The sequence below is a fragment of the Pseudomonas sp. PSPC3-2 genome (assembly GCF_049897085.1).
GTDB lineage: Bacteria > Pseudomonadota > Gammaproteobacteria > Pseudomonadales > Pseudomonadaceae > Aquipseudomonas > Aquipseudomonas paraveronii.
Window position 1 is genome coordinate 82,370 of record NZ_JAFCVO010000016.1, and the last position, 25,467, is coordinate 107,836.

A 25,467-nucleotide genomic window follows, 5' to 3' on the forward strand; every position below is an offset into this window, starting at 1 on the left:
TTAACGTAAACTTGCGTTGCGGCGCTGTCAATCGTAGTTTACGTTTACGTCAACCTACAAAAAAGACAACAGGGGTCGTTATGGATCAACCGAATCAGAGCTACAGCCGTGGCTCTCAGGACAAGACCTTATTGGCCATGACGATCGGTCAGGCCTTCGATCACACCGTTGCGCAGTATCCCGACGGGGAAGCCTTGGTGGTGCGTCACCAGCAACGCCGCTACACCTGGCGGCAACTGGCCGAGAGCGTTGACCTGCACGCCCGCGCGCTGCTGGCGTTGGGCCTGCAAACTGGCGACCGCCTGGGCATCTGGGCGCCGAACTGCGCCGAGTGGTGCATCAGCCAGTTGGCCAGCGCCAAGCTCGGGGTGATTCTGGTCAATATCAACCCGGCCTACCGCAGCACTGAGCTGGAATACGTGCTCAAGCAATCCGGTTGCCAATGGTTGGTGTGTGCCGGTTCCTTCAAAACCTCCGACTACCACGCAATGTTGCAGGCGTTGGTGCCTGAGCTGGCGGAGCAATCCATCGGCCAATTGAACTGCGAAAAGCTCGCGGACCTGCGGGGCGTGATCAGCCTCGCCGCCAGTCCACCTTCGGGATTTCTGCCCTGGTCGCAGCTCTCGGCCCTCGGTACAGGCATCGCGCCTGAGCGGTTGAGCGCGCGCCAAGCCAGCCTGCACTTCGACCAGGCCGTCAATATCCAGTACACCTCCGGCACCACCGGCTTCCCTAAGGGCGCCACCCTCAGTCACCACAATATCCTCAACAACGGCTACATGGTCGGCGAAAGCCTGGGCCTGACTGCGCAGGACCGCCTGGTGATCCCGGTGCCGCTCTATCATTGCTTCGGTATGGTGATGGGCAACCTGGGCTGCATCACCCACGGCACCACCATGATTTACCCGAACGACGGCTTCGATCCGCTGCTGAGCCTGACCGCCGTTGCCGAAGAACGCGCCACCGGCCTGTACGGCGTGCCGACGATGTTTATCGCCATGCTCGATCACCCACGGCGGGGCGAGTTCGACCTGGCCACCTTGCGTACCGGCATCATGGCCGGTGCCACGTGCCCGATCGAAGTGATGCGCCGGGTCATCAGCGAGATGCACATGAGTGAGGTGCAGATTGCCTATGGCATGACCGAAACCAGCCCGGTGTCCCTGCAGACCGGCGCCGATGACGATCTGGAGCGCCGCGTCACCACAGTCGGCCGCACCCAGCCGCAGTTGGAAAGCAAGATCATCGACCTGGCCGGTAACACCGTCGTGCGCGGCGAGATCGGCGAACTGTGTACCCGAGGCTATAGCGTGATGCTCGGTTACTGGAACAACCCCGACGGCACCCGCGACGCCATCGACGCCGCCGGCTGGATGCACACCGGTGACCTGGCGACCATGGACGAGCACGGCTACGTGTGCATCGTCGGGCGCAATAAGGACATGATTATTCGCGGTGGCGAGAACGTGTACCCGCGCGAGCTGGAAGAGTTTTTCTTCACCCATCCGGCGGTGGCCGATGTGCAGGTCATTGGCATCCCCGATGAGCGTTACGGTGAAGAAATCGTCGCCTGGGTCAAGTTGCATCCCGGGCATGTGGCCAATGAGCTGGAACTGCAAACCTGGTGCAAGGGCCGTATCGCGCACTACAAGACGCCCAAGTATTTCAAGTTTGTCGACGCGTTTCCGATGACGGTGACGGGCAAGATCCAGAAATTTCGCATGCGCGAGATTTCGCTTGAGGAGCTGCGAACGCAGTCTTAGTTGCCTCACTGAAACCCAGCGGGAGGGGCCCCCTCCCACATGATTGGATGTGTGGCTTAGGCCGGCATGGGCAGGGCGACTATCTTGCCGTGGCAATACACTAATGGCCCGGCGTTCCGCTGGGGCACGATGAGGTTCTTCACCGAGCCGACCATGATCGCGTGGTCGCCGCCTTCATACTCACGCCACTGGGACGGGGCTGACACCCTGCAATCAAACTGTGGGAGGGGGCTTGCTCCCGATAGCGGTGCATCAGTCAACCCACTCAATGACTGGCACACTGCCATCGGGAGCAAGCCCCCTCCCACAGTTTAAATCGAGGCTGTGCTTGAAAATTGCGCAATCCCAGACAGCACAAAGGGGACCCGAAGGTCCCCTTTAATTTGTTGTTACGTGCTCTTTTTTTATTATTGAGGGGCGGTCTATTGTTGTTTTTAGCAACCGTTACCCTTTACCGCTGTTTTTGGCGACCCCCATTCGGGGTCAAGAGCAAACGTATTTTTTTGAGCGCTGATCTGCTTCTTCGCACGCGATCCAACCAGTGGGTAGCTACCTGAGGTAGTTTTATTTTTCTCTATCCGGTTGCGGGTTTCGGCAAGCCGTACCCTGCGAAGCACATCTTCTCCAAAAAAATCTGTTAGCTGCGTCTCTGCCGTGTTGTTTTTGTTATGTCAGAGTCGTTTCGTCTTATTTTTATTAGGTTTGGCGCTTTTTATTCTTGTTATGTAATAGAGATAGCAGAAGCCGTGCCAACTTTTAAAAATCTTTTAAAATCAATGTGTTGTATTTTTTGTAGGAAATGGTCTGTAGCAAACACGACAAAATATGTTCCCGTGTTACTCGTCTGGCCGGCCTGCGGTAACACATTGTCACGGCTAAGCGACTCAACTGGCGTTACGCGCCTTGGCAACGCGTGAGCCGCTGGGTCGGCCCAGTACGTTGCTGATCTGCCGGCCCGCGAGAATCAATTGCTCCAGGTCGATCCCGGTCTCGATCCCTAGGCCGTTGAGCAGGTACACCACATCTTCGGTGGCGACGTTACCGCTGGCGCCTTTGGCATAGGGGCAACCGCCCAGGCCCGCGATAGAGCTGTCGAATACGTTGATCCCTTCCAGCAGGCTGGCATAGACGTTGGCGACGGCCTGCCCATAGGTGTCATGGAAGTGCCCCGCCAACTTGTCCCGTGGCACGTGCGCGCCCACCACCTCGAACAGCCGGCGCGTGGCCCCCGCCGTGCCGGTGCCGATGGTGTCGCCCAGGGATACTTCGTAGCAGCCCATGGCAAACAGCTCGCGGGCCACCGCCGCCACTTGTTCCGGGGCGACCGCGCCTTCATAGGGGCACCCCAGCACGCAGGACACATAGCCGCGCACACTGACACCCTGCTGTTTGGCGGCCGCTATGATCGGCACGAATCGCTCCAGGCTTTCGCTGATCGAGCAGTTGATGTTGCGCTGGGAAAACGCCTCGGACGCGGCGGCAAACACCGCGACCTCCTTGACCCCGGCGGCCAGCGCATCTTCAAAACCGCGCAGGTTCGGCGCCAGCGCGCCGTAGGTCACGCCGGGCTTGCGCTGGATCTGCGCAAAGACTTCGGCGGAGCCGGCCATCTGCGGCACCCATTTAGGCGAGACAAAACTGCCGACTTCGATATAGCTCAGGCCGGCGGCGCTTAGGGCATCCACCAACTGCACTTTGTCGGTCACGCTGATGGGTTGGGCTTCGTTCTGCAAACCGTCGCGCGGGCCGACTTCGACCAGGCGCACGTGGGAGGGGAGGGACATGGCAACTACCTTATGATCAACGGCCAGCCTGGCCTTGGATGGTTTCGGCCAGGGCCTGGGTGCAGCGCTCTTCGGCGGTGTCCAGTTCCAGCTTCATTTGTTCGATATCCAACAACTGCTGCTCCAACTGTTCGCGACGCTCGGCGATCTTCACCAGCATGCTGTTGAGTTGGATATGGTTGCCGCTGGTGGGGTCGTAGAGTTCGATCAGCTCACGGCACTCTGCCAGGGAAAAACCGATGCGCTTGCCACGCAGGATCAGCTTGAGGCTGACCTTGTCCCGCGCCGAGTAGATGCGCTCCTGGCCCCGGCGTTCCGGGGCCAGCAGGCCTTGTTCTTCATAGAAGCGAATGGCGCGGGTGGTGATGTCGAGCTCGCGGGCGAGGTCGGAGATGCTGTAGGTCGTGCTCATGAGGGCGCTCAAGAAGGTCTTGGCGCTAAGCTAATGTCAGGTTGACGTAAACGTCAAGGGCCGCTGCGCAGCCCATCGGGGGCAAGCCCCCTCCCACAGGGGGCGTTCTTCAACCTCAGGCTTGTTGTTTATCCAGCTTATTTTCATGGGCTGTGACCTGCTGGCACAACTCGATCATTTGCTCACGCATCCAGCGGTTGGCCGGGTCCTGGTCGGTGCTTTCGTGCCAGTACAAGTGGGTTTCCACCGCTGGCACGTCGTTGACCGGCAGATTGAACCAGTGCAGTTCATGACGGCGGGCGAAGCGTTCGGGAACGGTCATCACCATGTCGGTCTGCTGCAACACTTGCGAGGCCATCAGGTAATGCTGGGAGCGCAGGGCGATCTTGCGCTGGATGCCCATCTTGCCCAGGGCCAGGTCGACATGGCCCAAGCCGTTGCGGCGGCTGGAGATATGGATATGGGTCAGCGACAGGTAATCATCCAGGGTGAACTTGTCCTTGCCCGCCATCGGGTGGCCCTTGCGCATGGCGCACACGTAGCGGTCTTCCATCAGCTTGACATGACGCACCTGCGGGTCGGTGTTGAGCGGCGCATCGACGGCAAAATCCAGGCGCCCGGCGGCCAGTTCCTTGGTGGTCTCGCGGCGTTTGGACAGGAAACTCTCGATCACCACCGTCGGTGCCAGGCGACGCAGGCGCTGGAACAGCAGCGGCAGAATCACCGCCTCGGTCAAGTCGGTCATGCTGATGCGGTAGGTCTTGGCCGCTTGCTGCGGGTTGAAAATCCGGCTTTCCTGCACCGACACCCGCAGCAATGACAGCGCATTGCGCACCGGGCCGATGATGTTCTGCGCCATCGGCGTGGGCACCATGCCTTGGGCGGTGCGCACGAACAGCGGGTCGTTGAAGGTCTCGCGCAGGCGTGCCAGAGCATTGGACACCGCCGGTTGGGTGATGCCGACAATCTGCCCGGCACGGGTCAGGTTGGCTTCGGTGTAGATCGCGTCAAAGACGATAAACAGGTTGAGGTCGACCTTGCTCAGATTCATTTCGTTGCGCTCTTATTGTTAGGTGTCCATGCCCCGATCATATATCGGTGATGAATGTTAATACACGCCGAGAATAGGCTAGGTAAATTATCAGCGCTGTTCTAGCATCGATTGCATGACCTAAACAACCTCTCAAAGAAGGGAGCTGCTCATGGATTTCGCCTATTCGCCCAAAGTTCAGGAACTGCGTGAACGCGTCACTGCGTTCATGGACGCTTACGTTTACCCAGCCGAACCGGTGTTCGAACGCCAGGTCAGCGAAGGCGACCGCTGGCAGCCCACCGCGATCATGGAAGAGCTGAAAGCCAAGGCGAAAGCCGAAGGCCTGTGGAACCTGTTCCTGCCCGAATCCGAATTAGGCGCCGGCCTGACCAACCTTGAATACGCGCCGCTGGCGGAAATCATGGGCCGTTCGCTGCTAGGCCCGGAGCCGTTCAACTGCTCCGCGCCGGACACCGGCAACATGGAAGTGCTGGTGCGCTATGCCAACGCCGAACAGAAACAGCGCTGGCTCGAACCGCTGCTGCGCGGTGAGATCCGTTCGGCTTTCGCCATGACCGAGCCCGACGTCGCCTCATCGGATGCGACCAACATGGCTGCCCGCGCCGAGCGCCAGGGCGACGAGTGGGTGATCAACGGCAAAAAATGGTGGACCTCCGGCGCCTGTGACCCGCGCTGCAAAATCCTGATCTTCATGGGCCTGAGCAATCCCGATGCGCCGCGCCATCAGCAGCACTCGATGATCCTGGTGCCGGTGGACGCTCCTGGCGTGAAAATCGTGCGCCCGCTGCCGGTATTCGGCTATGACGATGCGCCCCACGGGCACGCCGAAGTGCTGTTCGATAACGTGCGCGTGCCGTATGAAAACGTCCTCCTGGGTGAAGGCCGTGGCTTTGAAATTGCCCAGGGACGTCTTGGTCCTGGCCGCATTCACCACTGCATGCGCTCCATCGGCATGGCCGAGCGCGCGCTGGAACTGATGTGCAAACGCGCCATCAGCCGTACCGCGTTCGGCAAACCGTTGGCGCGCCTGGGCGGCAATATCGACAAGATCGCCGACTCGCGGATGGAAATCGACATGGCACGCCTGCTGACCCTGAAGGCGGCGTACATGATGGACACCGTGGGTAACAAAGTGGCGAAAAGCGAAATCGCGCAGATCAAGGTCGTGGCGCCGAACGTGGCGTTGAAGGTGATCGACCGCGCGATCCAGATCCATGGCGGCGCGGGCGTCTCCAACGACTTCCCGCTGGCCTACATGTACGCCATGCAACGCACCCTGCGCCTGGCCGACGGCCCGGACGAAGTCCACCGTGCGGCGATCGGCAAGTTCGAGGTTGGCAAGTATGTGCCTAAAGAGCTGATGCGCGGCGGGCAGTAACACCGCGTCGCCTGCCATCGGGAGCAAGCCCCCTCCCACAGTTGACCGAGTTGTGCATGAGAACGCGGTCTAGGGTGGGAGGGGGCTTGCTCCCGATGAGGCCATTCCGAACACCGCAAGGCTAAGGTCTCAGTACACCCACACCTCCACCCGCCGATTCTTGATCCGGCCTTCATCCGCCGTATTCGCCGCCACCGGCATCTGCGCGCCGAACCCGCGAATATCGCGCAGCACCACGCCGTTCTTGACCAGTTCCCGACGCACCGCCATCGCTCGCAGCTTGGACAACAGCGCCGCGCGTTGCGGGTCATTCTTGATATCGCCGAACCCCACTAGCGTCACCTGCTTGTCGAGCTTGTCGTGGCTTTTTATATACGCCACCACGCGTTGGACATCCTGGCGCGCTTTGTTGTCCAGGCTGGCGCTGCCTTCTTCGAAGCGAAAGTTCACCGTCAGGCGCTGGGCCTCGCGGGCAATTGCCTGATAGTCCTCGGGCATCGAAGGGCGCGGCTCCACGCCCATCGCCTGGACCCGCTGCGCGATAAACCCGTTGGCCGCCACGATCGCCTGGCCCTTGCTGCTTTGGGTAAAGTCCACCAGCGCCTTGGCCCACGGGTTGTGCGTGGTCGGCGGCAGGTAAAAGAACAGGCGGCGCGACAGCGGGTAGTCCTCGGTGGCAATCAGGCTGTTGAGCGGCAACATCGGTTGCGAGTCACCGTCGACGATCGCCACCGCCTTGGCCTGGCGCACATAGGGCAGGCCGATAAAGCCGATGCCTTGCGGGTCCTGGCTCACCGCATCCGACAGTTGCTCGCTGGCCTCGAACCGCTTGGCCGACGCCGCGAGGGGCTTGCCGCGACGGCTGAGCACCAGGTCCTTGAACGTGTCATAGGTGCCCGACTGGTCATCCCGTGCATATAAATGAATCGCCCCGCCGATGCCGCCGAGTGCCTCCCAGGTGCTGATCTCTCCGTTGAAAATTTGCGCCAGTTGCTCGGTGTTCAGCGTATTCAGCGGGTTGCGTGGGTTGAGGATGATGGCCAGGCCGTCGATGGCGATCACCTGTTCGGCCTCGGGGCTTTTCAGGTCGCCCAGGGGTTCGAGGTCCACCAACTCGGTGTCTTTGATCGGGCGGGATGAGGCGGCAAGGTCGGCGCTGGCTTTGTGCAGCGCGGCAAACCCGGTGCTGGAACCATGGGCCGCGACCTCGATGGTCAGCGTCTGGCCCTGGCGAGTCTTGCCGATCACGCGCATTTCATTGGCGCCTTCGGCGGGTTCAGCGTGTACCCCTTGCAGACCCTGCCGCTCCATCAACCCCTTGACCAGCGCCGGGCCAAGCGCCGCACCAATCGTGTTAGAGCCCTGGATGCGCAAGGCGGGGCCCTGATCGGGAACGGGCAGCGGCGCGCTAACGGCAAACAGGGGAAAAAGGGTCAGCAGTAACAGAACGCGCGGGATCATGCCGGCACCGTCTCAAGGCAAAGGGAGTGCCGCGAGATTAAGTCAGTTGGGTTTCAGTAATATGACTGACACTCAACTGTAAAAATGTGGGAGGGCGCTTGCTCCCACATGGTTTAAGCGCGTCGTACTTGAAATCAGCTCAATTCCAGCCAGATCGGCGCATGGTCCGAGGGTTTTTCCAGGCCGCGCAGTTCGTAGTCCACCCCCGCATCCTTGATCCTGGGCAGCAAGCCGTTGGACGCCAGGATCACGTCGATACGCAGGCCACGCTTGGGCTCATCTTCAAACCCACGGCTGCGGTAGTCGAACCAACTGAAACGGTCGGTCACGTCGGGGTTGAGGTGGCGGAAGCTGTCCACCAGGCCCCAGTTCTTCAGGCGGGCCATCCACTCGCGCTCTTCCGGCAGGAAGCTGCACTTGCCGGTTTTCAGCCAACGCTTGGCGTTGTCGGCGCCAATGCCGATGTCGCAGTCTTGCGGGGAAATATTCACATCGCCCATCACCACCAGCGCCTGGTCGTTGCTGAACTGGCTTTCCAGCAACTGTTGCAAGTCTGCGTAGAAGCGCTGCTTGGCCGGGAACTTGGTGGGGTGGTCGCGGCTTTCGCCTTGGGGGAAATAGCCATTCATGATGGTGACCGGGTTGCCCTGCGCATCGGCGAAGGTGCCCCAGATAAAGCGACGCTGGGCGTCTTCTTCATCGCTGGCAAAGCCCTTGTGTACGCTCAATGCTTCTTTGCGCGAGAGCAGGGCCACACCGTAATGGCCTTTCTGGCCGTGGTAGTACACGTGATACCCCAGGGCCTGCACGTCGGCCAACGGGAACTGGTCGTCGTGGACCTTGGTTTCCTGCAGGCCGATTACATCGGGTTGATGCTTTTCAATCAGCGCCGCCAACTGATGCGGGCGAGCCCGTAGCCCGTTGATATTGAAAGAGACGATTTTCATGGTCGGCTGTCCAGTCTGGCAAAAGGGCGATGCTAGCCGACAAGTCGGACGGGGGCCAGCGTGGCGGTAGGACGGATGCACTGCTAATGTCTGGGAACGACTCGCGCTGCGTAAGTTCGTACCCATAAGAACGCCGTCTTTTGAATGGCGCCCAGGGAGATTCACCGTATGCCTGACACTTCAACTGCGATTGCCGAAATCCGTCTGCTCAATAGCGACTATTCCCGCGAAGCACGCTCCCTGTTGTACCAGGCTTATCGCCATGAGCCGACGTTCGCCTACATCTTCGAAGCTGAGCGCCCGGGGTATGAGCAGCGGGTGCGCGCCACCGTGCGCGAGCTGGTCAAACAGCATTTCTTCCAGAAACTTCCCGCCATCGGCCTGTTCGTCGACGACCGCTTGATCGGCATTGCGTTGATCGCGCCGCCCCAGCGGCGCCTGGGCATCACCGAGAGCTGGGCCTGGCAATTGCGCATGTGGTTGAGCACCGGTGTGCGCGGTACGCGGCGTTACCTGGATTATCACCAAGCGGTACTGGCGTGCCTGCCCAGCGAGTCGGTGCATGTATTGCCGTTGCTGGGCATTCACCCGCAATTCCAAGGCAAGCACTTCGGTGAGCAACTGCTCGGCGCGGTACACGACTGGTGCGCCGAGGACCCGCATTCGTCCGGCGTGGTGCTCGATACGGGCAACTCGCGTTACCTGGAGTTCTACAAGCGTCAGGGCTATGAGGAAATCGGCGAAGTCGCCATAGGACCGGTCCTTGAGCATGTGTTTTTCCATGCCAATCCGCAGCCGTTACAGGCGGCAACGACTTGAGTCAGGATTTTTCAGATAAATCCGAGTTCAAAGACGCTCCCCAGCTCGTGTAGCATCCGCGCCTATGAAGTTTCCAGGAAGATTTACCAGCGGCTTGATTCTGCTGTTCACAAGCTGCGGCGCTTTGGCGCAAAGCGAACTGGACGTGCGCGTCAAACCCTCAAACGACGCGTTGAAAGCCAACATCGAAGGCTACATCGGCGGGGTAGGCGATCGCGATGAAGAAGCGTTGCTGCGGTTCAGCCGTGGCGCCGAGGAGCAGGCGCGCAAAGCGGCCCAGGCCTTGGGCTTCTATCAGCCGCGGATCAGCAGTGATGTGCAGGGCGGCAAGAACCCGCGCCTGACCCTCACCATCGACCCCGGCGAACCGGTGCATTTGCGCAACGTGACTATTCGGGTCGATGGCCCGGCGGCGGCCCTCAAGGCCTTTCGTGTGCCCGCCAGCAACGACCTTCAAACCGGTGCCGTGCTCAACCACGGCCATTACGAAGACGCCAAGCGTCTGATCCAGAACCAGGCCTCGCGCTACGGTTTCTTCAGTGGGCGCTTTACCCGCCAGACCCTGTCGGTCGACCCCAAGGCGGGCGTCGCCGATATCGAACTGGTGTATGACAGCGGCCCGCGTTACACCTTGGGCAAGGTCAGCTTTGCCGGCAATACGCCCTTTGATGAAGAGCTGCTGCAGCGCATGGTGCCGTTCAAAAACGGTGCGCCCTACGATTCCGAACTGATCGCCGAGCTGAACCAGAACCTGCAAGGCAGCGGCTTTTTCGAGGGCGTGCGGGTGGACGCCGCGCCGGCCGCGTCGACTAACGATGTCATTCCGGTCGCGGTGCAACTGGAAACCCGCAAGCCACGCACCATGGGCCTGGGCCTGGGTTTTTCCACCGACGTCGGCCCGCGGGGCAAGGCCAACTGGACGCGCCACTGGGTCAACTCCCAGGGTCACAGTTACGGCTGGGAAGCCGAACTGTCGGCGCCACGGCAGAACGTCGGCCTGTGGTACGACATCCCGCTCGACCCACCGCTTACCGACAAGCTGCGTTTCGCCGGCGGCTACCAGAATGAAGAGCTGGCCAACACCGACACCTTGAGTAAATTGCTCACTCTCGGCCCGGAATGGCACAGCAAGTTGCCCAGCGGCTGGACCCGGGTGATCTCCCTCAAGTGGCAGCGTGAAGAGTATCGTTTGGGCGACGATTCGGGCCTCAGCAACCTGCTGATGCCGGGGCTCAGCTATTCCTATCTGCGCAGCGACAACCGCATCGATCCCCACCACGGCTACCACCTGCAATTCGACACCAAGCTGGCCAAGGAAGGTCTCGGCTCCGACACCAACCTGCTTTACGGCACGGCCATGGTCAAAGGCCTGACCACCTTGTGGGACAACCACCGCTTCCTCGCACGGGCGCAAATCGGCGGCAGTGCCACCAACGGCTACAAGTCGGTGCCGCCGTCGCTACGCTTCTTTGCCGGTGGCGACCAGAGCGTGCGTGGCTACGAGTACCAGACCCTGTCGCCGGAGAACGACCGCGGCGACCGCATCGGTGGCCGCTACATGGTGGCCTTGAGCGCTGAGTATCAATATTCCATCGCCGAAAAATGGCGGATCGCGACCTTTATCGACCAGGGCAACTCTTTCAACACCCTGGAAATGCCCAGCCTGAAAACCGGCGTGGGCGTCGGCCTGCGCTGGGTGTCCCCCGTCGGGCCGATTCGCCTCGACCTGGCCCATGCCCTGGAAGACCCGGGCGGTATTCGTTTGCACTTTTCCATGGGGCCTGAGCTGTGATGCGTGGTTTGAAAATAGCCGGGCTGGTTGCCGTCGGCCTCCTGGGCGTGGTGTTGCTGGCGTTGTGGACGGTACTCGGGACCCAGGCGGGCAGCCGTTGGGCGTTGGGCCAGGTGCCGGGCTTGAACGTGGACAATTTCCAGGGCCGTTTGGGCGGTCAGTGGCGCGCCGATCATCTGGTGTGGCAGCAGGGCAGCAGTCGCGTCGAACTTAATGCGCCGACCTTTGACTGGTCGCCAGCCTGCCTGCTGCGCATGACGCTGTGCATTGATCGGTTGGATGTGGATCAAGTCAGCCTGCAATTTGCGCCGAGCACCGAAGAGAGCAGCGGGCCGCTTCAGTTGCCGGCGCTGAAGTTGCCGGTTGCGCTCCAGTTGGGCGAGGTTCGCGTCGGCAGCCTGCTATTTAATGGCAGTGAAGAACTCAAGGACCTGCAATTGGCCGCACATTGGACCGCCGCCGGCCTGCAAATCGATGCCGTACACCTGCAACGCGACGACCTTGTGCTGGACCTGTCGGGCCTGCTTCAACCTGTCGGCGACTGGCCGTTGACCGCCAGCGGCAACCTGAGCCTGCCCTACGCGCCAGACGGCGCGCCGTGGACAGTCGCGCTCAAGGTCGATGGCGACCTGCTCAAGACCCTCAAGCTCGACGCCGACAGCAGCGGCTACCTGTCGGCCACGCTCAGCGGCGAGTTGCAGCCGCTGGTGGAAAACCTGCCGGCGCAACTGCACATCACCGCCGACGCCTTCAAACCCAGCGCCGATTTGCCGGACACCCTGCAACTCAATCAACTGGACCTGACCGCCAAAGGCGACCTGAACAGCGGTTACCAATTGCTCGGCAAAGCCTTACTGCCGGCGGAAAAAGGCCCGGTGGCTATGCTGCTGCAAGGTCGGGTGGACGCCAAGGGCGCGCAAATCGCCGGTCTGGATCTGACGGCCGGCGACAAACAAAGCCTGAAACTCACGGCACAGCTGGATTGGCAGCAAGGCTTCAGTGCCGACGCCAAGATCGATTGGCTGGACTTCCCCTGGCATCGCCTCTACCCATTGATCGACGAGCCGCAGGTCACCGTGCGCACCTTCAATGGCGAAATTTCCTATAAGGACGGCAACTACCTCGGCAACCTCAAGGCCGACCTCGATGGCCCCGCCGGCAAATTCAATGTGGTCACACCGTTCAGTGGCGACCTCAAGCAAGTGTTCCTGCCCGAGCTGAAACTGGCCGCTGGCCAAGGCAAGGCCGTGGGCCACCTCAACCTGCAGTTCGCCGACGGCATCGCCTGGGACACGGCGCTCGACCTGTCGGCGTTGAACCCGGCGTACTGGCTCGCGGAATTACCGGGCACCCTGGCCGGACCGCTGCGCAGCAAAGGCGAGTTCAAAAACCAACAGCTCAAGCTGAACGCCGACCTCGACCTCAAGGGCCGTCTTCGCGGGCAGCCCGCCGTGTTGGCCGCCAAGGCCGAAGGCGCGGGCGAGCAATGGACCCTGGCCAACCTGGATATCCGCCTGGGCGACAACCGCATCAACGGCAGCGGCAGCCTGCAACAACGCCTGGCGGGGCAGATCGATATCAAACTGACGCGTCTGGCCCAGTTGTGGCCGCAGTTGCGCGGGCAGATCAATGGCCGACTCGATGTGGCCGGCAGCCTCAAAGCGCCGCAAGGCAAACTCGACCTTAAGGGCCAGCAACTGGCGTTTGCCGACAATCGCCTGCAAAGCCTGAGCCTCGACGCCACGCTCGACAACGCCCAGCGCGCGAAGATCGACCTCAAGGGCAGTGGCATCCAAAGCGGCGACACCCAAGTCGGCACACTGACTGCCAGCGCCCAGGGCGATATCAGGCAGCAGAAGGTCCAGTTGGATCTGGCCGGCCCACTGGTCAAGCTGGCCCTGGCCCTGGACGGCAACCTCGACAAAGGCAACTGGCGTGGGCGCCTGGCCAGCGGTGACGTGCAAGCCGGTGGCCAGGACTGGAAGCTGCAGGCCCCGGCGAAAATCGAGCGCCTGGCCGATGGCAAGTTGACCTTCGCCGCTCACTGCTGGGTCGCAGGCACGGCCAGCCTGTGCGGTGAAGACCAGCGGCTGATGCCCGAACCGAAGCTGCGTTATCACCTCAAGCAATTCCCCATCGACAGCCTGGCCGCCTGGTTGCCCAAGGACTTTGCCTGGCAGGGCACGCTCAACGCCGACGTACAGCTCGACCTACCGGCCAGCGGCCCCAAAGGCGTGATCGCGGTGGATGCCAGCGGCGGCATTTTGCGCGTCAAGGATAAGCACCAGTGGCTGGATTTCCCCTACGACACGCTGAAACTGGACGCCACCCTCAACCCCAAGCGCATCGACACCCGGCTCAACTTCCAGGGCGGCAAACTCGGTGAGTTGCTGTTGCAGGCACAGATCAACCCGCTGGCGAAAAACAAGCCGATCAGCGGCACCTTCAGCCTCACCGGTCTCGATCTTGCTGTGGCGCGGCCGTTTGTGCCGATGGTGGAAAAACTCCACGGCAAGCTCAACGGCAATGGGCGTATCTCCGGTGGTCTGTTGGCGCCGCTGGTCAACGGCAACGTGAACCTGGTGGGTGGCGAAATTTCCGGGCCGCAACTGCCGATCAGCCTCGAAGGTTTGAACGTGCAGGCGCTGATTGCTGGCGAAAGTGTGCAACTCGATGGCGGCTGGCACAGCGGCAAAGCCGGGCAGGGTAGCTTCAAGGGCCATATCGACTGGAGTCGCGCCCTGGTGGTCGACCTCAGCCTGCAAGGCTCGCAACTGCCGGTCACCGTCGAACCTTACGCGGTGCTGGAAGTCGCGCCCGACCTGAAGATCAGCCTGAAGAACGACAAGCTCGCGATCGCCGGCAAGGTGCAGATCCCGCGCGGTGATATCACTGTGCGCGAATTGCCGCCGTCGACGGTCAAGGTCTCGGATGACACGGTGATCGTCGGCAGCCAGACCGCAGAGGGCACGCCACCCATGGCAATGGCGATGGATATCGACGTGGCGGTCGGTGAAGACCAGCTCAACTTTTCGGGCTTCGGCCTCACCGCCAAAGTGCAGGGGCATGTGCATATCGGCGACAACCTGGACACCCGTGGTGAGCTGTGGCTGAACGATGGGCGCTACCGTGCCTATGGTCAGAAGCTCAATGTGCGTCGAGCGCGGCTGTTGTTCGCCGGGCCTCTTGATCAACCGTTCCTGGATATCGAAGCGGTGCGGGTCACTACCGAGTCCTCCAGGACCGTCACCGCTGGTATCCGTTTGAGTGGCAGTGCCGAACAGCCGACGACGCAGATCTTCTCCGAGCCGGCCATGGCTCAGGAGGATGCGTTGTCATACCTCGTGCTGGGACGTTCGCGCACCACCACGGGCGAAGACAACAATATGCTGGCGGAAGCGGCGCTGGGCCTGGGCTTGATGGGCAGTGCCGGGGTGACCTCGGACATCGCCAAGAACCTCGGCATCCAGGATTTCGAGCTCGATACCCAAGGCAGCGGCACCAACACCGCCGTGGTTGCCAGCGGCAAGATCTCGGAGAAACTCAGCCTGCGTTATGGGGTTGGGGTGTTCGAGCCGGCCAGTACCATTGCTTTGCGCTACCTGTTGAGCAAGAAGGTCTACCTGGAAGTGGCCAGTGGCGTGGCCAGTTCGTTGGATATTTTCTACAAACGGGATTTCTAGATCCGCCGTCGATGAAAAAGTGCGAGCGGGCTCGCTCGCACATACCAAGCAAGCTAATTATTCCATTTGACATTCGCTGCCTAAGCAGTAATATCTCGTCACACATTCACTGCCTAGGCAGTAATAAGGTGACTTTCGATGAAGCACTTCACCCCGGACAACTTCCACAACTGCCAACTTGGGCTGTTGCTCGGCCGTGCGGCCATCCTTAAAGACAAGATCATCGACACCCATATGGAACCCCACGGCATCACCGCCGCGCAGTTCAAGGTGTTGATCATCATGGCGCAGTTCGGGGTCGACACCCCGGCGGAGCTGTGCCGCAACCTGTCGCTGGACAGCGGTTCGATGACCCGCATGCTCGACCGCCTGGAGCAAAAGGGCCTGCTTGGTCGCAAGCGTTCGGAGCTGGACCGCCGCCAAGTGCAGTTGGTGCTGACGGATGACGGTCAGCGCCTGGCGGACATGCTGCCCTACATCGGCGCCGAGGCGTTGAACCAGTTGGCCAGCGCACTGGAACCGGGTGAGTTGCAAACCCTGGAAAAAATCCTCAAGAAAATTCTGATAGCTGCCGGTGATCCCATCACCCTTCAGCGGGTAGGTAGAGAATGAACACACGTGCCCTTTGCCTGGTGCTGGCGGCCATGAGCATGGCCGGTTGCGCCAACTTCAGCGGCCTCGACACTCAGGGCCAGCGCCTCGACGCCAACACCCTGCAGACCGGTAAGTCGTTGACCGGCGTGACCCTGTCGAGCGCCGCCTGGCCCAGCGCCGACTGGTGGAAAAGCCTCGGCGACCCGCAGCTCGACGGCCTGATCCAGGAAGCCCTGCAAAACAGCCCCGACATGCAAGTGGCCAGCGCCCGTGCCCATCAGGCCGAAGCCGCCGCCTATGCCGCCAATGCCGCACGCATGCCGACCCTGGACGCCAGCGCCGGTGTCAGCCGTTCGCGCCTGGCCAAGGACCAGGACCCGCTGGGGCAGGGCGATGCCTACTCGACCGTGCGAAATATCGGCGCGAGCTTCAACTACAACTTCGACCTCTGGGGCGGCCAGCGTGCTGCCTGGGAAGCCGCCTTGGGCCAGGCCCGCGCCGCCGAAGTCGACCAACAGGCCGCGCGCCTGACCCTGGCGGCCGATGTGGCCAAGGCCTACAGTGATTTGGGCCAGGCCCATATCGTGCGTGACCTGGCCAATGACGACCTCAAACGCACCCGGCAAATGCTCAACCTGAGCCAGCGCCGCCTCAACTCAGGCATCGACAGCCAGTACCAGTTCCAACAGACCGAAAGCCTGGAAGCCAGCTCCCAGTCGCAACTGATCGATGCGGAAAAACAACTGCAGAGCGCCAAAATCGCCCTGGCGGTGTTGCTCGGCAAAGGCCCGGATCGCGGCAACGAACTGGCGCGTCCGGCGGTGCTCAAGCCCAGCGCCGTCGCAGTGCCTTCGGTGCTGCCCGCCGAATTGCTGGGCCGCCGCCCGGACCTGATCGCCGCCCGTTGGCGTGTAGAGGCCGCGAGCAAGAACGTCGCCGCCGGCAAGGCCAACTTCTACCCCAACCTCAACCTGAGCGCGAGCGCCGGGGCCGAGTCGTTGCTGGGGGACGCGATGTTCGGTTCGGCCAGCCGGTTCTTCAACATTGCGCCGACGATCTCGCTGCCGATCTTCGACGGCGGTCGCCTGCGCGCCAACCTCGATGCGCGTGATGCCGACTACGACTTGGCTGTGGCCCAGTACAACAAAACCTTGGTGCAAGCCCTGGGCGATATTGGCAACACCCTTTCACAACTGCGCGAAACCGGTCGGCAGATCCAGGCCCAGCAACACGCCGCGGACATTGCCCAGCAGTCCTACGACACCGCGATGCTGCGTTACAGCTCTGGAATCGGTAACTACCTGGACGTGCTCAGCATCGAGCAGCAATTGCTGCAAGCGCAGCGCCAGCTAGCGGCCCTGAATGCCGCGCAAATCGATTTGTCGATCCAATTGATGCAAGCCCTGGGTGGCGGCTACAGCGCCGCAAACGTGGCGTCGACCACCCCAGCTACACGCACGGAATAATTTGAGGTAACTGACATGGCCACTGCCGAAAGCAACACCGCAACGGGAAAACCCGATAACAACCCACGCAAACGTAAAGTGATGCTGATCGGCCTGACGCTGATCGTCATCCTCAGCGTCGTCGGCGTGTGGGGCTGGTATGAACTCTACGGTCGCTTCAATGAAAGCACCGACGACGCCTACGTCAACGGCAACGTGGTGGAAATCACCCCGCTGGTCACCGGCACGGTGGTCAGCATCGGCGCCGACGATGGCGACCTGGTCCACGAAGGCCAGGTGCTGATCAACTTCGACCCCAACGACGCAGCCGTCGGCCTGCAAAGTGCCCAGGCCAACCTGGCCCGCACCGTGCGCCAGGTGCGAGGGTTGTACAGCAACGTCGATGGCATAAAAGCCCAGGTCAATGCGCAGAAAGCCGACATGCAAACCGCCCAGGACAATTTCAACCGGCGTAAGACGCTGGCCCAGGGGGGGGCGATTTCCCAGGAGGAGCTGTCCCACGCCCGCGACGGGCTGACTGCGGCCAAGAACGCCCTGACCAACCTCGAACAGCAGCTCAAGACCAGTACCGCCCTGGTGGATGACACCGTGATCTCGTCCCATCCGGACGTGCAAGCTGCCGCCGCGCAACTGCGCCAGGCCTACCTGGGCAATGCGCGCAGCACCTTGATCGCCCCCGTGACCGGCTATGTGGCCAAGCGCACCGTGCAACTGGGTCAGCGCGTGCAGCCGGGCACGGCATTGATGGCGGTGATCCCGCTGGACCAGTTGTGGATCGACGCCAACTTCAAGGAAACCCAACTGCGCAATATGCGCATCGGCCAGCCGGTGGACATCGAAGCTGACATTTACGGCAGCGATGTGAAGTACAGCGGCACCATCGACAGCCTCGGCGCCGGCACCGGCAGTGCGTTTGCCTTGCTGCCTGCGCAGAACGCCACCGGCAACTGGATCAAGATCGTGCAACGGGTGCCGGTGCGCATTCATATCAATGCTGAAGAATTGGCCAAGCACCCGCTGCGCGTGGGCTTGAGCACCGTGGTCAACGTTGACCTGCACGACCAGAGCGGCCCGGTATTGGCGCAACAGGCGCCGCAAAAGGCCTCGTTCACCACCAATGTGTATGATCGCCAATTGGCCGAGGCTGACGCCATGATCACTCAGTTGATCCATGACAACAGCCTCGCCGCGCCCAAGGCTGCGCAACGCTGATGAGCAATAACGCGTCCTTCTCGCCGCCCAGCTTGCTGATGGCCACTATTGGCCTGTCGCTGGCGACTTTCATGCAGGTGCTTGATACCACGATCGCCAACGTGGCGTTGCCGACCATCTCCGGCAACCTCGGTGTGAGTTCGGAGCAGGGCACCTGGGTGATCACCTCGTTCGCGGTGAGCAACGCCATTGCCCTGCCGCTGACCGGCTGGTTGAGCCGGCGCTTTGGCGAGGTGAAGCTGTTTCTCTGGGCCACCATTCTGTTCGTGCTGGCCTCGTTTCTTTGCGGTATTTCCACTTCGATGCCCGAGCTGATTGGCTTTCGGGTGCTGCAAGGCTTGGTGGCCGGGCCGTTGTACCCGATGACCCAAACGCTGCTGATCGCGGTCTACCCGCCGGCGAGGCGCGGCATGGCCCTGGCGTTATTGGCGATGGTCACGGTGGTGGCGCCGATTGCCGGTCCCATCCTCGGCGGTTGGATCACCGACAGCTACAGTTGGCCGTGGATCTTCTTTATCAACGTGCCCATCGGCATCTTTGCGGTGATGGTGGTGCGTTCGCAACTGAAGAAACGCCCGGTGGTCACCAGCTACCAGCCGATGGACTATGTGGGGCTGTTGAGCTTGATCGTCGGGGTCGGCGCGTTGCAGATCATCCTCGACAAGGGCAACGACCTGGACTGGTTCGAGTCCAACTTCATCCTCGTGGGGGCGGCGATTTCGGTGATTGCCCTGGCGGTGTTCATCATCTGGGAGATGACCGACAAACACCCGGTGGTCAACCTGCGGCTGTTCGCCTACCGCAACTTCCGCATCGGCACCATCGTGTTGGTCCTCGGCTACGCGGGCTTCTTCGGTATCAACCTGATCCTGCCGCAGTGGCTGCAAACCCAGATGGGCTACACCGCGACCTGGGCCGGCCTGGCGGTGGCGCCGATCGGTATTCTGCCGGTGCTGATGTCGCCGTTTGTCGGCAAGTACGCGCACAGATTCGACCTGCGCCTGCTGGCGGGCCTGGCGTTCCTGGCGATTGGCTTGAGCTGCTTCATGCGCGCCAACTTCACCAATGAGGTGGACTTCCAGCACATCGCCCTGGTGCAGTTGTTCATGGGTATCGGCGTGGCGCTGTTCTTCATGCCGACCTTGAGCATCCTGATGTCCGACCTGCCGCCGCACCAGATCGCCGACGGTGCAGGTCTTGCGACCTTCCTGCGGACCCTGGGCGGTAGCTTCGCGGCCTCGCTGACCACGTGGATCTGGATTCGCCGCGCGGACCAGCACCATGCGTACATGAGCGAGAACATGACCACCTATGACGCGGCCACCCGCAATGCACTGGACGCACTCGGTGGGGCAGGGCACAAGGCTTATGCGCAGTTGGACCAGATCCTCACCAGCCAGGCGTACATGATGTCCACCGTGGATTACTTCACGTTGCTGGGGTGGATGTTCATGGGCTTGATGCTGCTGGTGTGGCTGGCCAAGCCGCCGTTCACCGCGAAGGCGGGGCCGGCTGCATCAGGGCACTGATCTGCCCGGGCTGGAAAGCAATCAACCAAGGTTGGAATGCAATCTGTCAAGGCTGGAATGCAATCAGCCAGGGCTGGAAAGCAATCAACCAAGGCTGGAATGCAATCAACTGTGGGAGGGGGCTTGCTCCCGATAGCGGTGGGTCAGCTTCAAACAGGCTGACTGATACACCGCCATCGGGAGCAAGCCCCCTCCCACAGTTGATCAGGCGCCGGGCAGTGCCAGTTGCGGGTTCACAAGGTCAAACGCCGCCAACTGAAACCCTTGCTCATCCACCTGCAATGCCCAGCCTTGCTTGTCCCAATCCCCCAGCACAATGCGCTTGGCCGCCTGGTCACCAATCTGCAACTTATGAATGGCGGGGCGGTGCGTATGGCCGTGGACCAAGGTGCGCACGCCGAACTGCTGCATCACCCGCGGCACTTCCTCGGGGGTGACATCGACAATGTCGTTGGCCTTCATCCGCGTCTGCGCCCGGCTTTCGCTGCGCAGCTTGCGGGCCAGCTTGTGGCGGGTGCGCAGGGGCAGGTGACGCAGGATAAACAGCGCAATCGGGTTACGCAGGATGCGCCGCAGCTTCATATAGCCGACGTCGCGGGTGCAGAGGCTGTCGCCGTGCATCAGCAGCACGGGCTCGCCGGCGAGCTGCACGACGCTCGGGTCCTTGAGCAAGGTGGCGCCTGCGGCTTTGCAGAACGCCTTGCCGAGCAGGAAGTCACGGTTGCCATGCATGATGAAAATCGGCGTGCCGCTGTCGCTCAGTTCGCGCAGGGCCGCGCAAATCGAGCGCTGGAAAGGGGTGATCCCATCGTCGCCAATCCAGGCTTCAAAGAAGTCCCCGAGAATGTACAACGCCTGGGCGCCACGGGCGCGGCCGTGGAGTAAATCCAGAAACGCCCGGGTAATGTCCGGGCGCTCCTCTTCCAGATGCAAGTCTGAAATCAGCAATATCACTCAATGATCTCGGCTTTCTCGATGATCACGTCGTCTGCTGGTACGTCTTGGTGGCCGGCTTTGCTGGTGGTGGCAACACCTTTGATCTTGTCGACGACGTCAGTGCCTTCGGTGACTTTACCAAACACCGCGTAGCCCCAGCCCTGCACGTTCTTGCCGCTGTGGTTGAGGAAGGCGTTGTCGGCGACGTTGATGAAAAATTGCGCGGAGGCCGAATGCGGCTCCATGGTACGGGCCATGGCGACGGTGTATTTGTCGTTGGAAAGGCCGTTGTCCGCTTCGTTCTGGATGCTTGGGCGCTTGTCTTTCTTTTCTTGCATGCCAGGCTCGAAACCGCCGCCCTGGACCATGAAGTTGCCAATGACACGGTGGAAAACGGTGTTTTCGTAGTGGCCGGCTTTCACGTATTCAATGAAGTTGGCGACGGTGATCGGCGCTTTCTCGGCGTTCAGTTCGATGACGATGTCACCGTGGTTGGTGCTCAGTTTGACTTGAGTCATGTTCACTACTCTTTCAGGGAATTCGTGGGTTCAGGCGCTGTGCGCCTGACCTGTTTGGCTAAACGATGGCCAAGGCGCGCAGTTTAGCGTGCCCTGCGGGAATTTCGAGGTGGTTTTTTACCGCCCGGGCAATTAAAGCAGCAGTTTTGGGCCGCGCTCTGTCAGGCGGTTGGCCGCTTCGGCTATGATAAGCCCTTTGTTTTATCTGGCCTGACCAAGGCCACGTACTCGTCTGTTCAAGGATATTATGAGCAAGCCCACTGTCGACCCTACCTCGAACGCCAAGGCCGGCCCTGCCGCCACGGTCAACTTCCTGCGCCCGATCATCCAGGCGGACCTGGATTCGGGCAAGCACACGCAGATCGTCACCCGCTTCCCGCCAGAGCCCAACGGCTACCTGCACATCGGTCACGCCAAGTCGATCTGTGTGAACTTCGGTCTGGCCCAGGAGTTCGGTGGCGTCACGCACCTGCGTTTCGACGACACCAACCCGGCCAAGGAAGACCAGGAATACATCGACGCCATCGAAAGCGACATCAAGTGGCTGGGCTTCGAATGGTCCGGTGAAGTGCGCTATGCGTCCAAGTATTTCGACCAGTTGTTCGACTGGGCCATCTTACTGATCAAGGCCGGCAAGGCCTACGTCGACGACCTCACCCCTGAACAGGCCAAGGAATACCGTGGCAGCCTGACCGAGCCGGGCAAGAACAGCCCGTTCCGCGACCGTTCCGTGGAAGAGAACCTGGACTGGTTCGCCCGCATGCGCGCCGGTGAGTTCGCCGATGGCGCCCGTGTACTGCGTGCCAAGATCGACATGGCCTCGCCGAACATGAACCTGCGCGACCCGATCATGTACCGCATCCGCCATGCCCACCACCATCAGACCGGTGACAAGTGGTGCATCTACCCGAACTACGACTTCACCCACGGTCAGTCGGACGCCATCGAAGGCATCACCCACTCCATCTGCACCCTGGAGTTCGAAAGCCACCGTCCGCTGTACGAATGGTTCCTGGAGCACCTGCCGGTTCCGGCACAGCCGCGCCAGTACGAATTCAGCCGCCTGAACCTGAACTACACCATCACCAGCAAGCGCAAGCTCAAGCAACTGGTGGATGAAAAGCACGTCAACGGCTGGGACGACCCACGCATGTCGACGCTGTCGGGCTTCCGTCGTCGCGGCTACACGCCCAAATCCATCCGCAACTTCTGCGAAATGGTCGGCACCAACCGTTCCGACGGTGTGGTCGACTTCGGCATGCTCGAATTCAGCATCCGTGACGACCTCGACCACAGCGCCCCGCGTGCCATGTGCGTGCTGCGCCCGCTGAAAGTCGTGATCACCAACTACCCGGAAGGCCAGGTCGAGAACCTCGAACTGCCACGCCACCCGAAAGAAGACATGGGCGTGCGCGCACTGCCATTTGCCCGTGAAATCTATATCGACCATGACGACTTCATGGAAGAGCCGCCAAAAGGCTACAAGCGCCTGGAACCTGCCGGCGAAGTGCGCCTGCGCGGCAGCTACGTGATCCGCGCCGACGAAGCGATCAAGGACGCCGAGGGTAATATCGTCGAACTGCGTTGCTCGTATGACCCAGAGACCCTGGGCAAGAACCCTGAAGGCCGCAAGGTCAAAGGCGTGGTCCACTGGGTGCCGGCCGCTGCCAGCGTCGAGTGCGAAGTGCGTCTGTACGATCGTCTGTTCCGTTCGCCGAACCCTGAGAAAGCCGAAGACAGCGCGAGCTTCCTCGACAACATCAATCCGAACTCCCTGCAAGTACTCACGGGTTGTCGTGCCGAGCCATCCCTTGGCAATGCACAGCCGGAAGACCGTTTCCAGTTCGAGCGCGAAGGTTACTTCTGCGCGGATATCAAGGACTCGAAACCTGGTCACCCGGTATTCAACCGTACCGTGACCTTGCGTGATTCGTGGGGCCAGTGATTTAAGGAACCGTCGTGCTAACGATCTACAACACGCTCAGCAAGAGCAAAGAAGTCTTCAAGCCGCTGGATGGCAACAAGGTGCGCATGTACGTGTGCGGCATGACCGTGTACGACTACTGCCACATCGGCCACGGCCGCAGCATGGTCGCCTTTGACCTGGTGACCCGCTGGTTGCGTTTCAGCGGCTACGACTTGACCTATGTGCGCAACATCACCGACATCGACGACAAGATCATCAACCGCGCCAATGAAAACGGCGAGTCGTTCGACGCGCTGACCGCGCGCATGATCGCCGCGATGCACGAGGATGAGGCGCGCCTCAACATCCTCAAGCCGGACATGGAACCGCGCGCCACGGACCATATCCCGGGCATGCACGCGATGATCCAGACCTTGATCGACAAGGGCTACGCCTACGCCCCAGGCAATGGCGACGTGTACTACCGCGTCGCCAAGTTCATGGGCTACGGCAAGCTGTCGCGCAAGAAAATCGAAGACCTGCGCATCGGCGCGCGTATCGAAGTCGACGAAGCCAAGCAAGACCCGCTCGACTTCGTGCTCTGGAAAGGCACCAAGCCCGGCGAGCCGAGCTGGGAATCGCCATGGGGCGCCGGGCGTCCGGGCTGGCACATCGAATGCTCGGTGATGTCCACCTGCTGCCTGGGCGAGACCTTCGACATTCATGGCGGCGGCAGCGACCTCGAGTTCCCGCACCACGAAAACGAAATCGCCCAAAGCGAAGCCGCCACCGGCAAGACCTACGCCAACGCCTGGATGCACTGCGGCATGATCCGCATCAATGGCGAGAAGATGTCCAAGTCCTTGAACAACTTCTTCACCATCCGCGACGTGCTGGAAAAGTACCATCCGGAAGTGGTGCGTTACCTGTTGGTGTCGAGCCACTATCGCAGCGCGATCAACTACTCGGAAGACAACCTCAAGGACGCCAAAGGCGCTCTGGAGCGTTTCTACCACGCGTTGAAAGGCCTGCCCTGCGTGGCCCCGGCCGGCGGCGAAGCGTTCGTGGCACGGTTTACCGAAGTGATGAACGACGACTTCGGCACACCGGAAGCCTGCGCGGTGCTGTTCGAGATGGTGCGCGAGATCAACCGCCTGCGTGAGAGCGATCTCGACGCAGCGGCCGGCCTGGCTGCGCGCTTGAAAGAACTGGCCAGCGTGCTGGGGGTGTTGCAGATGCAAGCCGAAGACTTCCTGCAAGCCGGCGCTGAAGGGCGTGTGGATGCGGCTGAAGTAGACGCGCTGATCCAGGCGCGTTTGGCCGCTCGGGCCAACAAGGACTGGGCGGAGTCCGACCGCATCCGTGACCAACTGACCGCGATGGGTGTGGTGTTGGAAGACGGCAAGGGTGGGACGACGTGGCGGTTGGCTGATCAGGTTTGATCAGTCAGCGCTGAATGAAAAACGCCCCGACTGGTTCGGGGCGTTTTTCATTTTTGGGTTAAGCGAAACATGCGCGAAGGGTCCGCCTTCGTAACGCTGTCGGAACACGCTTCGAGTCGTATCAAACCGGCGACGTTTTGGAAAAAGCCCATTTGTTTTGACGCCCGTCCAATCCTGGCTTTAGATGGTCGACCAGACCAAAGCCCATGATGAAACTGACGGTGATTCAAATGGATTGTATTTTCTGCAGCATTGTCCGAAAAACCTCCCCGGCCCACATTCTGTGGGAAGACGAACACCATATGGCCTTCCTGTCTATTTTCCCCAACACCCCAGGTTTCAGCGTGGTGATCCCCAAGCAACATTACGGCAGTTATGCGTTTGCACAGTCGGATGAAGTGCTGGCAGGTCTGGTTGTGGCGGCGAAGAAAACGGCGCTGCAGATCGACCGGGCGTTTCCCGATGTGGCGCGCACGGGGATGATCCTCGAAGGGTACGGGGTGGATCATCTGCATGCGAAGCTGTTTCCCATGCATGGGACGGGGCAGGACAGCACGTTCAAACCGTTGAGCTCGAAGGTGGATAAGTTCTTTGAGGCCTATGAAGGGTATATCTCGTCGCACGATTCGGATCGGGCGGATGATGCCGAATTGGCGGAGTTGGCGGCACACATCCGGTCCTTCGCCTAGCGTCGATCCAAATGTGGGAGGGGGCTTGCTCCCGATAGCGGTGTGTCAGCGACAGATGCATTGACTGACACACCGCTATCGG

General features: G+C 61.1%; 19 protein-coding genes and 1 pseudogene. 12 read left to right on the forward strand and 8 right to left on the reverse strand.

What is annotated here, in order from left to right; all coding sequences use genetic code 11:
• The first annotated feature begins 80 nt into the window (after positions 1–80).
• Entirely contained in the window at positions 81–1,763 is a 1,683-nt protein-coding gene (locus tag ACP7CJ_RS23025; protein WP_276193587.1) for an AMP-binding protein, read from the forward strand.
• A gap of 56 nt (positions 1,764–1,819) precedes the next feature.
• Here ACP7CJ_RS23025 and ACP7CJ_RS23030 read toward each other — a convergent pair.
• From ACP7CJ_RS23030 to ACP7CJ_RS23045, 4 genes and pseudogenes are all read right to left on the reverse strand, one after another.
• A pseudogene (locus ACP7CJ_RS23030) lies at positions 1,820–1,951 on the reverse strand (flavin reductase family protein); the annotation flags it as partial.
• A 696-nt stretch (positions 1,952–2,647) separates the two neighbouring features.
• Positions 2,648–3,547, reverse strand: a complete 900-nt coding sequence (locus tag ACP7CJ_RS23035; RefSeq protein ID WP_276193586.1) for a hydroxymethylglutaryl-CoA lyase — start codon at positions 3,545–3,547, stop codon at positions 2,648–2,650.
• A 16-nt stretch (positions 3,548–3,563) separates the two neighbouring features.
• Complete coding sequence (locus ACP7CJ_RS23040; protein WP_253396847.1) at positions 3,564–3,959, reverse strand: MerR family transcriptional regulator; 396 nt, start codon at positions 3,957–3,959, stop codon at positions 3,564–3,566.
• Positions 3,960–4,074: 115 nt separating this feature from the next.
• Entirely contained in the window at positions 4,075–5,010 is a 936-nt protein-coding gene (locus ACP7CJ_RS23045) for a LysR family transcriptional regulator (RefSeq protein ID WP_276193585.1), read from the reverse strand.
• Between the two features lie 151 nt (positions 5,011–5,161).
• On the opposite strand from ACP7CJ_RS23045, the gene ACP7CJ_RS23050 reads away from it, so the two are divergent.
• The gene (locus ACP7CJ_RS23050) at positions 5,162–6,391 is read left to right on the forward strand and encodes an acyl-CoA dehydrogenase (protein ID WP_276193584.1); all 1,230 of its coding nucleotides are present in this window, start codon (positions 5,162–5,164) and stop codon (positions 6,389–6,391) included.
• Between the two features lie 129 nt (positions 6,392–6,520).
• Here ACP7CJ_RS23050 and ACP7CJ_RS23055 read toward each other — a convergent pair whose 3' ends face one another.
• Together ACP7CJ_RS23055 and xthA are read right to left on the reverse strand one after the other, a co-directional pair.
• Positions 6,521–7,852 (reverse strand): phosphate ABC transporter substrate-binding/OmpA family protein, encoded by a 1,332-nt coding sequence (locus tag ACP7CJ_RS23055; RefSeq protein ID WP_276193583.1) that lies wholly within the window; start codon positions 7,850–7,852, stop codon positions 6,521–6,523.
• A 134-nt stretch (positions 7,853–7,986) separates the two neighbouring features.
• Positions 7,987–8,799 (reverse strand): exodeoxyribonuclease III, encoded by an 813-nt coding sequence (xthA, locus tag ACP7CJ_RS23060; RefSeq protein WP_426102148.1) that lies wholly within the window; start codon positions 8,797–8,799, stop codon positions 7,987–7,989.
• Positions 8,800–8,967: 168 nt separating this feature from the next.
• On the opposite strand from xthA, the gene ACP7CJ_RS23065 reads away from it, so the two are divergent.
• The 7 genes from ACP7CJ_RS23065 (at position 8,968) to ACP7CJ_RS23095 (ending at position 19,894) form a co-directional block, all read left to right on the forward strand.
• Entirely contained in the window at positions 8,968–9,618 is a 651-nt protein-coding gene (locus ACP7CJ_RS23065) for a GNAT family N-acetyltransferase (RefSeq protein ID WP_276193581.1), read from the forward strand.
• Between the two features lie 64 nt (positions 9,619–9,682).
• Positions 9,683–11,410 carry an autotransporter assembly complex protein TamA gene (locus ACP7CJ_RS23070; protein ID WP_426102150.1) on the forward strand — a complete coding sequence of 576 codons (1,728 nt, stop codon included), beginning with the start codon at positions 9,683–9,685 and terminating at the stop codon, positions 11,408–11,410.
• The gene (locus ACP7CJ_RS23075; RefSeq protein ID WP_276193579.1) at positions 11,410–15,093 is read left to right on the forward strand and encodes a translocation/assembly module TamB domain-containing protein; all 3,684 of its coding nucleotides are present in this window, start codon (positions 11,410–11,412) and stop codon (positions 15,091–15,093) included. Before ACP7CJ_RS23070 ends, ACP7CJ_RS23075 begins: the two co-directional genes overlap by 1 nt.
• Positions 15,094–15,231: 138 nt before the next feature.
• On the forward strand, positions 15,232–15,705 hold the full coding sequence (locus tag ACP7CJ_RS23080) for a MarR family winged helix-turn-helix transcriptional regulator (protein ID WP_247407614.1): 474 nt from the start codon (positions 15,232–15,234) through the stop codon (positions 15,703–15,705).
• Positions 15,702–17,153 (forward strand): efflux transporter outer membrane subunit, encoded by a 1,452-nt coding sequence (locus ACP7CJ_RS23085; protein ID WP_426102152.1) that lies wholly within the window; start codon positions 15,702–15,704, stop codon positions 17,151–17,153. The genes ACP7CJ_RS23080 and ACP7CJ_RS23085 overlap by 4 nt, the downstream gene beginning before the upstream one ends.
• Positions 17,154–17,168: 15 nt before the next feature.
• Positions 17,169–18,365, forward strand: a complete 1,197-nt coding sequence (locus ACP7CJ_RS23090) for an efflux RND transporter periplasmic adaptor subunit (protein ID WP_276193577.1) — start codon at positions 17,169–17,171, stop codon at positions 18,363–18,365.
• Positions 18,365–19,894 (forward strand): DHA2 family efflux MFS transporter permease subunit, encoded by a 1,530-nt coding sequence (locus ACP7CJ_RS23095; RefSeq protein WP_276193576.1) that lies wholly within the window; start codon positions 18,365–18,367, stop codon positions 19,892–19,894. The genes ACP7CJ_RS23090 and ACP7CJ_RS23095 overlap by 1 nt, the downstream gene beginning before the upstream one ends.
• Before the next feature lie 204 nt (positions 19,895–20,098).
• Here ACP7CJ_RS23095 and lpxH read toward each other — a convergent pair whose 3' ends face one another.
• Complete coding sequence (gene lpxH, locus ACP7CJ_RS23100; protein ID WP_276193575.1) at positions 20,099–20,848, reverse strand: UDP-2,3-diacylglucosamine diphosphatase; 750 nt, start codon at positions 20,846–20,848, stop codon at positions 20,099–20,101.
• On the reverse strand, positions 20,845–21,348 hold the full coding sequence (locus tag ACP7CJ_RS23105; protein WP_276193574.1) for a peptidylprolyl isomerase: 504 nt from the start codon (positions 21,346–21,348) through the stop codon (positions 20,845–20,847). The genes lpxH and ACP7CJ_RS23105 overlap by 4 nt, the downstream gene beginning before the upstream one ends.
• 247 nt (positions 21,349–21,595) lie before the next feature.
• Between ACP7CJ_RS23105 and ACP7CJ_RS23110 the strand changes: the two genes are divergently transcribed.
• From ACP7CJ_RS23110 to ACP7CJ_RS23120, 3 genes are all read left to right on the forward strand, one after another.
• Positions 21,596–23,293 carry a glutamine--tRNA ligase/YqeY domain fusion protein gene (locus tag ACP7CJ_RS23110; protein WP_276193573.1) on the forward strand — a complete coding sequence of 566 codons (1,698 nt, stop codon included), beginning with the start codon at positions 21,596–21,598 and terminating at the stop codon, positions 23,291–23,293.
• A gap of 14 nt (positions 23,294–23,307) precedes the next feature.
• Entirely contained in the window at positions 23,308–24,696 is a 1,389-nt protein-coding gene (gene cysS / locus ACP7CJ_RS23115) for a cysteine--tRNA ligase (protein WP_276193572.1), read from the forward strand.
• Between the two features lie 230 nt (positions 24,697–24,926).
• Positions 24,927–25,385: an HIT family protein gene (locus ACP7CJ_RS23120; RefSeq protein WP_426102174.1), complete on the forward strand. Its 459-nt coding sequence runs from the start codon at positions 24,927–24,929 to the stop codon at positions 25,383–25,385.
• Positions 25,386–25,467: the final 82 nt, after the last annotated feature.